General features: G+C 45.1%; 6 protein-coding genes. All 6 read right to left on the bottom strand.

All coding sequences use genetic code 11. The features are described from left to right. Positions 1-243 (bottom strand): ABC transporter substrate binding protein (locus MSA64_RS03695; protein ID WP_287890594.1); only part of this gene is annotated, 243 nt, incomplete at its 3' end. 48 nt (positions 244-291) lie between these two features. After that, complete coding sequence (locus tag MSA64_RS03690; protein ID WP_287890592.1) at positions 292-1008, bottom strand: sulfite exporter TauE/SafE family protein; 717 nt, start codon at positions 1006-1008, stop codon at positions 292-294. A 53-nt stretch (positions 1009-1061) separates the two neighbouring features. Beyond that, on the bottom strand, positions 1062-2264 hold the full coding sequence (locus tag MSA64_RS03685) for a class I SAM-dependent rRNA methyltransferase (protein WP_022173098.1): 1203 nt from the start codon (positions 2262-2264) through the stop codon (positions 1062-1064). Between the two features lie 82 nt (positions 2265-2346). Beyond that, a complete protein-coding gene (locus MSA64_RS03680) occupies positions 2347-3360 on the bottom strand; it encodes a DUF3878 family protein (protein WP_277663845.1) in 1014 nt (337 codons plus the stop codon). A gap of 538 nt (positions 3361-3898) precedes the next feature. Next, positions 3899-6256, bottom strand: a complete 2358-nt coding sequence (locus MSA64_RS11785) for a TRAP transporter large permease subunit (protein ID WP_330639040.1) — start codon at positions 6254-6256, stop codon at positions 3899-3901. Then, positions 6253-6759: a TRAP transporter small permease gene (locus tag MSA64_RS03665; protein ID WP_277663846.1), complete on the bottom strand. Its 507-nt coding sequence runs from the start codon at positions 6757-6759 to the stop codon at positions 6253-6255. The genes MSA64_RS11785 and MSA64_RS03665 overlap by 4 nt, the downstream gene beginning before the upstream one ends. Positions 6760-6761: the final 2 nt, after the last annotated feature.

Here is a 6761-nt window from a genome sequence, read left to right as displayed (position 1 = left end):
ACTGGCAATAGCTGAAGCAATATTTAAATCACCATTTGCATTCTGCAGGTCAATATTTGCTTGAACGCCTAACTCTTTTAATTCATCAAGCACGCCTTTTTCTGCATCATTTAATGAATTATGAGAGATTAATTTAGCAATCCCAATTGTTGGAAGTTCTGGGTTTTTTGCTTCATTTTTTTTACATGCTGTAATGTTTAATATTAAACCAAAAGCTAATAATGTTATTAATATTTTTTTCATAAGCAAATCCTATTTTTTTACTTCTTTTCCTGGATCGTTCCTGCATTTTTAAAGATTTTTCAAAATCAGCGAAATACCGGACAGTACCAGCAATACCGATGTAATCTTCTTAACATTTTTTCCATCCATATGATTGCTGCATTTGATTCCCAAAAACAGCCCCAAAAGTGCAAACGGAATCAGTTTCAAGACGGACAGAACCGTATCAAACGTAAGTAATCCAAGTGCACTGTACAAAATAATGCGAAATGTGTTGTCCACAATAAAGACCGCGCTGATATTTGCCTTAAATGAGCTGTCCTCGTCCGTCACGCGATTGACGTAAGCGGCCAGCAAAGCGCCCACACCAAAGAGACCGCACAAAACCCCGGCTGCCACACCGATGATCGCCAGCACCAGCCGGGAGGAAGGTACGCGTTTTTTGCTGTACTCTCTGGAAAGCATCTCCGCACCCAGTGCGGCTACTACCACTCCAAATACCAGCTTGATCGCTCTGGCATCCACATTTTTCAACAGAAATGCTCCGGGAATACTGCCTGCCAGTACCAGGACTGCCAACGGGATATACACTTTCGGATCCAGATTTTTTCGGTTTTTCCAGGTAAGAATCACATTGGCCGGATAACCCAACAGCAGATCAATTGGAGAAATATTGGCATTTACCGATCCAAAACTGAGAATTGCTGTAAATACCAGCGTGTTGGCAAAGCCACACAAACCTTTGATAAAATAAGCGACGACTGCCGCAAGCATCCATAAATACATCCTATTATCTCTTTCAGGCTTTTTTGAAATATTTTTTTATTTTTCGGAAAAAATTACTTTTCGTCAACGACCTGGAAAATAAAAAATTTTAAATAATACGACTCATCTGCCGCCCACAGGATCGGATGATCCGGGGACTGAGTGCGGAATTCCACCTGGCGGAGACGTTTATGAGCGCTTCTTGCAGCTTCCCGAACCGTTTTCGCAAGGAGTTCCTGGGTCATAAAATGGGAACAGGAGCAGGTGGCAAGGTAGCCGCCGTCTTTGACCAGTTTCAGTCCTTTGATATTGATCTCGCGGTAACCTTTGATAGCGTTTTTGGTGGCCTGGCGGGATTTGGTAAATGCAGGAGGATCCAGGATCACGACATCGTATTTCTCTCCTGCTTCTGCCAGGCGTGGAAGTTCGTCAAATACATTCGCACAGCGGAAGGTGACCCTGTCTTCCAGTCCGTTTCTTTTTGCATTTTCCGTTGCCTGGGAAACGGCATACTCAGAGATATCCAGCCCGGTTACCTCTGTGGCTCCGGCAATTCCGGCGTTCAGGGCAAATGTTCCCATATGGGTAAAGCAGTCCAGCACCCGTTTTCCCTTGCAGATGCGCTGCATCGCCAGACGGTTGTACTTCTGATCCAGGAAGAATCCGGTTTTCTGTCCATTTTCCACATCTACCAGATAATGTACTCCATTTTCCACGATCTCCACTTCCGTTTTATACGGCTCCCCGATCCATCCTTTTACTTTAGGAAGTCCTTCTTTTTTCCGCTCGTTGGCATCGCTTCGCTCAAAGACACCGTGGATGATCACGCCGTCTTCCGCCAGCACTTCTTTTAACAGTTTCACGATGGTTTCTTTGAATGCTTCCATGCCCAGTGCCAGACACTCCACCACCAGCACATCCTCGTATTTGTCCACGGTCAGTCCGGGAAGAAAATCTGCTTCACCGAAGATCAGACGACAGGATGAGGTATCCACTGTAGTTTTTCGGTATTCCCATGCATTTTTTACACGCATCCTTAAAAATGATTCGTCAATCTCCTGATGAATGTTTCTGGTCATCATTCGAACTCTGATCTTGGAATTCTGATTGATGAATCCCCGTCCCATGGGGTAGCCATCAAAGTCGTGTACCAGCACAAGTGAACCGTTGTCAAATCCTCCGGTGATACTCTCGATCTCATTATCAAATATCCAGGCCCCGCCTGCTTTCAGTGTACGTCCCTCTCCTTTTTTCAGTGTAACTACTGCGTAACTCATATTTTTTCCCTTTCTTTGCTTCTGTATCCTCTGTCTGTTATTTTTGTCGTTGTTTTGTCATATCCATTCTTCCGTACCTGTTTTACAGAATCTCCTCTATTTTCACTTTCTGATTCCGGAAACCTTTTTTCCATATCATCACATAATATTTTCCTTCAACAGAATCTCTCGATACCGTAAACGGTTCTTCCCGGAAGATATCCACCCGGTATCCTTTTTCTTCCCATTCTCTTGCACAGTCCTGCGCCCGTTTTCTCTGCTCCCGAAACTTTTTTTCTTCTTTTCCTGAAAATTTTCGTTCCGGATAGTATTTTGCCGCCTGTCGTACCTGCTGTTGCAAAAGCTGCACCACCTTTCTGTGTTTTGTTCTGTGAAGCTGCATGGCTATATATCTTGCCAGTATTTTCACCGGGAACATTGCATACAGACGCACCAGTCTCAACAGCTGTTTATCACCGGTTTCCTTCAGCAGTTCTTCCATAACGGACAGAGCCTGTCCGGCTGGTTTCCAGGCATTTTCTCTCTCCACGAGATATTCTTTGCTGATTGCCGGATAACAGGTATAATTCAACGGTGGAAAATCCGCCAGAGCTGCCAGTTTCTGCTCCCGTCTGTTACAATATCTTTCTCCCAGATACTCCCGTTTGTCACGTATAATGGCAAACGTATACTCCAGCTGACGCAGATATTCATATCTCTTTACCCAGAAATGACCGATTGTTCCATAATTATACAGGTGAACTTCTTCTTCCAGACCGGTAAACATCAGAGTGCATACCGAATCACCCTGATGCACCACAAGGATATATTTATTTTTTTCAGAATGGTTTACGAACCCTGTTTCTGATTTCACATTTTCTTCTTTATATTCCCGCAGTTCCGTTTCAATCTTACCTTCATAATCTGCCAGATATTCTCCGGTCATCCGACAGTTTTTAAGAACAAGAAAACTTTCCACAGCATCATTCATCAGATAGATCAGTCGATAAGAGATTCTTCCCTCTGTCTTTTCTTCCAGAAGCTCAAATTCCCCCTGTTCAAGTAACAGTTTCAGTTTTTCCACGGGATCTGCAAGTATTTCTTCCTGTTTTTTCACATTTACTCTCCTCGTTTTCTGTATCGGTTATTGTTTCAATCCACGGTCGGTAATTTCACAGAGTCCGACATGTCGGGAATACCGACGTTGCTTGACCTCATATCAGTAGGGGATACCGATTTTTCTCCGCCCGCTACTGCCGTTTCATTTCTTTTTGATAATTTCTCCCCTACCTTCGTTTATACTTAGAGGTAGGAGATTCCTTATTTATTTGTTTGTTAAACATTCCTATTTCTTCTGTTATATCATGATCTTCATTCGCCGCTCCCGATGAACAAACTTCGTTTGTTCCCGCTCGCTAACGCTCATTATATCATGATTCGCACCTGCGGTGCTTGACGCTGCTCTCGCAGCTATCATGATCGCCATTCGCCGCTCCCGATGAACAAACTTTGTTTGTTCCCGCTCGCTAACGCTCATTATATCATATTTTTTAATATGAGAATAGCCGGACGCAAAAACAGATCCGGAAAACCATTTATCGGTTTCCGGATCTGTTTTACTTCCAGACAATGTTGCCTGGTCTGATGTCCTTTTTTTACTGGAAAGCAGCAATCAGTTCTTTGGCATCATCGTATCCCTGGTCTTCCAGTTCTTTCTGATACCACTCGTCGATTCCGTCTACTGCCTTTTTGAAAGAGTCGATGTCCATATCTTCATTCTGTGTGATCGTCACACCGTTTTCTTTCTGCCAGCGGCTCATGATCTCGTCGTCTCCGGCACGGTTGATCTCACGTTCGTAGTCAGTAGCCAGTTTTCCGCACTCGTCAATAACTTCCTGCTGTTCCGGAGTCAGACTATTATAGATATCACCATTGATACAGAAGAACAGACAGTCATAGTTTGCATTCCACAGGGAGCAGTATGGCTGTACTTCCTGTACACTGGCTGCATCGATAGCCGGCAGCGGATTCTCCTGTCCTTCTACGGTTTTCTGCTGCAGGGCCGTATAAGTTTCGGACCAGTTCATGTTGGTCGCATCTGCTCCCCATCTCTTATAACACTCCATCAGCAGGTTACTTCCTGCCACACGGATCTTCAGATTTTTCATATCCTCCACGGATCTGACTTCCTGTCTGCTGTTGGTCAGCTGGCGGAAGCCGTTTTCTGCAATTCCCATACAGTGGAGATTGTATTCATCCAGAATAGCCTTCAGTTTTTCTCCTGCTTCTCCGTCAAGTTTTGCATCTGCATCTTCTACTGAATCAAACAGGAACGGTAGAGATACCACATTAAATCTCGGATCAAAAGCAGAATAGATCAGGTTGCTGTGCATGGAAATCTGTACCGGATCTCCGTTCATCAGAGCCTGAATACCTTCGGACTGGTTTCCGTTGGTCAGCTGGTCTGCTGCGTAAACATTGACTTTTACTTTACCTCCGGTCGCCTTTTTCATCAGTTCACCGAATTTTCTTCCACCCTCTGCCCAAGTACTGGTTTCTGTGGTGGAACAGGTGAAGTTCCAGGTCTGTTCTTCCCAGCCAAGATCACTGTAATCTGCGATGTCATTATAAGAATCTCCGGAACCACCGGTGCTATCTTGTGCATCATCTGCACTGTCAGAAGAAGCCGTTACCGTTCCGCTGTAAGCACCATTTTCTCCGGCCAGCGCTTTCGGCAGGAAGGTGGATATTCCGGGAATATAGGTGATCAGTAACAGTACAACCACAGACGCTCCGATCATCGGCATAACGGCCTTGGAAATCTGCTGAATGGTAACTTCCATTCCTTTTTTCAGTTTGACAGAAATCGCAACAAACAGGTTTACACCTACCGGAGGAGTTACCTGTCCGATGGCCAGGTTGACAGTTGCCACGATACCAAATGCTACCACATCATATCCCAGTGCCTTACATACCGGCAGCATGATCGGAATAAAGATGTACATTGCAGAGTTTGCATCAATAAAGCATCCTGCGATCAGGAAGATCACATTGACGATCAGAAGGAATACAAACTGGTTATGCGCTACGCTTCCGAGCAGATCGGAAGCTGCCTGTGCGATACCGAATTTGGTACATACGAAAGAGAACAGGGAAGCACTCGCCACGATCAGCATGATACCACCGGTTGTCTTCGCAGAGTCTACCATCAGCTCCCACAGGTCTTTGATCTTGATATCTTTATAAATAAATATTCCCACAAACAGACCGTACACAACAGACACGGCAGCTGCCTCAGTCGGTGTGAAAATACTTCCGTAGATACCGCCAAGGATGATAACCGGCATCAGGAAGCCCCAGAATGCATCCTTGAACGCATCCCAGCGTTCTTTGCCACTTGCTTTTTTCTGTGTAGGCTGAATATTGTTTTTTCTCGCCTCCAGCATAACAACGATCACCAGAGCAACACCCATCAGGATACCGGGAACGATACCTGCGGTAAACATATCCGCAATAGATACACCTGTGATAGATGCATATACAACAAATGCGATACTTGGCGGGATAACGATCGCGATCGAACTCGAAGTTGCCATCAGTGCCGTAGAAAACGGTGCGGAAAATCCGCCACGCTCGATCATCGCCGGGATCAGTACCATACCCAGTGCGGCAACTGTTGCCGGACCGGAACCGGAAATTGCTCCGAAGAAGCAGGCTACGATAACACATACGATCGCGATACCGCCTCTGGTATGTCCCACGCAGGTATCCACGAAACGAATCAGACGTTTGGAAATACCGGCTTTTGCCATGATATTACCGGACAACACGAAAAACGGGATCGCCAGCAACAGAAATTTGCTGATACCGGAATACATATTGGTGGCCACGATCGTCAGTGAAGTACCGGAGTACAGGATCGCGCAGATAGATGATAATCCAAGGCAGATTCCGATCGGAATACCAAGGATCAGGAATACAAAAAACGAAACAAACAATACTGCACTTATCATTTTTCCTGTTCCTCCTTATCTTTTTTACTCTTTGCACAATAATCAACAAAATACTCGATTATATGAAGTGCCATGCAGGCTGCTCCGATCGGCACGAAAGACCAGAAGATCCATTCCGGCCAGTTCAGTACGAACGTTCTCTTTCCGTTCTCCAGCTGAGTGATAACTTTATCCAGACCATATTTGAACAGTATAGCGGTAAATGCAACACTCAGAACCGTGTTGATCGTCAGCAGCACTTTCTGTCCTTTCACAGACAGTCTGTCCGGAATCAGTGACAGGTTGACCAGTTCTCCGTCACGTGCGGCCAAAGCTGCAGCCATCAGTGTGATCAGTACAAATACCGCAACGACAAGTTCTTCGGTAAATGACCAGGACTGGTGAAGGAGCTTACGGGATAATACATTACCCACAGTAAGCACCACAATCAGGATCGTAGCAAGGACAAGAATCAGCTTTTCCACCATAGCTACGCCATTCATGATTTTTTTGTACGTTTTCATTA

Origin of the sequence: Oliverpabstia sp., from assembly GCF_022785585.1 — a bacterium.
In the GTDB taxonomy this organism is placed as follows: Bacteria; Bacillota; Clostridia; order Lachnospirales; family Lachnospiraceae; genus Oliverpabstia; species Oliverpabstia intestinalis.
This window is presented reverse-complemented; position numbering and strand designations above follow the sequence as displayed.

Bases quoted from the DNA above. Each gene is read 5' to 3' on its own strand.
- MSA64_RS03690 (WP_287890592.1), bottom strand. From the start codon at position 1,008: ATGTATTTATGGATGCTTGCGGCAGTCGTCGCTTATTTTATCAAAGGT.
- MSA64_RS03685 (WP_022173098.1), bottom strand. From the start codon at position 2,264: ATGAGTTACGCAGTAGTTACACTGAAAAAAGGAGAGGGACGTACACTG.
- MSA64_RS11785 (WP_330639040.1), bottom strand. From the start codon at position 6,256: ATGATAAGTGCAGTATTGTTTGTTTCGTTTTTTGTATTCCTGATCCTT.
- MSA64_RS03665 (WP_277663846.1), bottom strand. From the start codon at position 6,759: ATGAAAACGTACAAAAAAATCATGAATGGCGTAGCTATGGTGGAAAAG.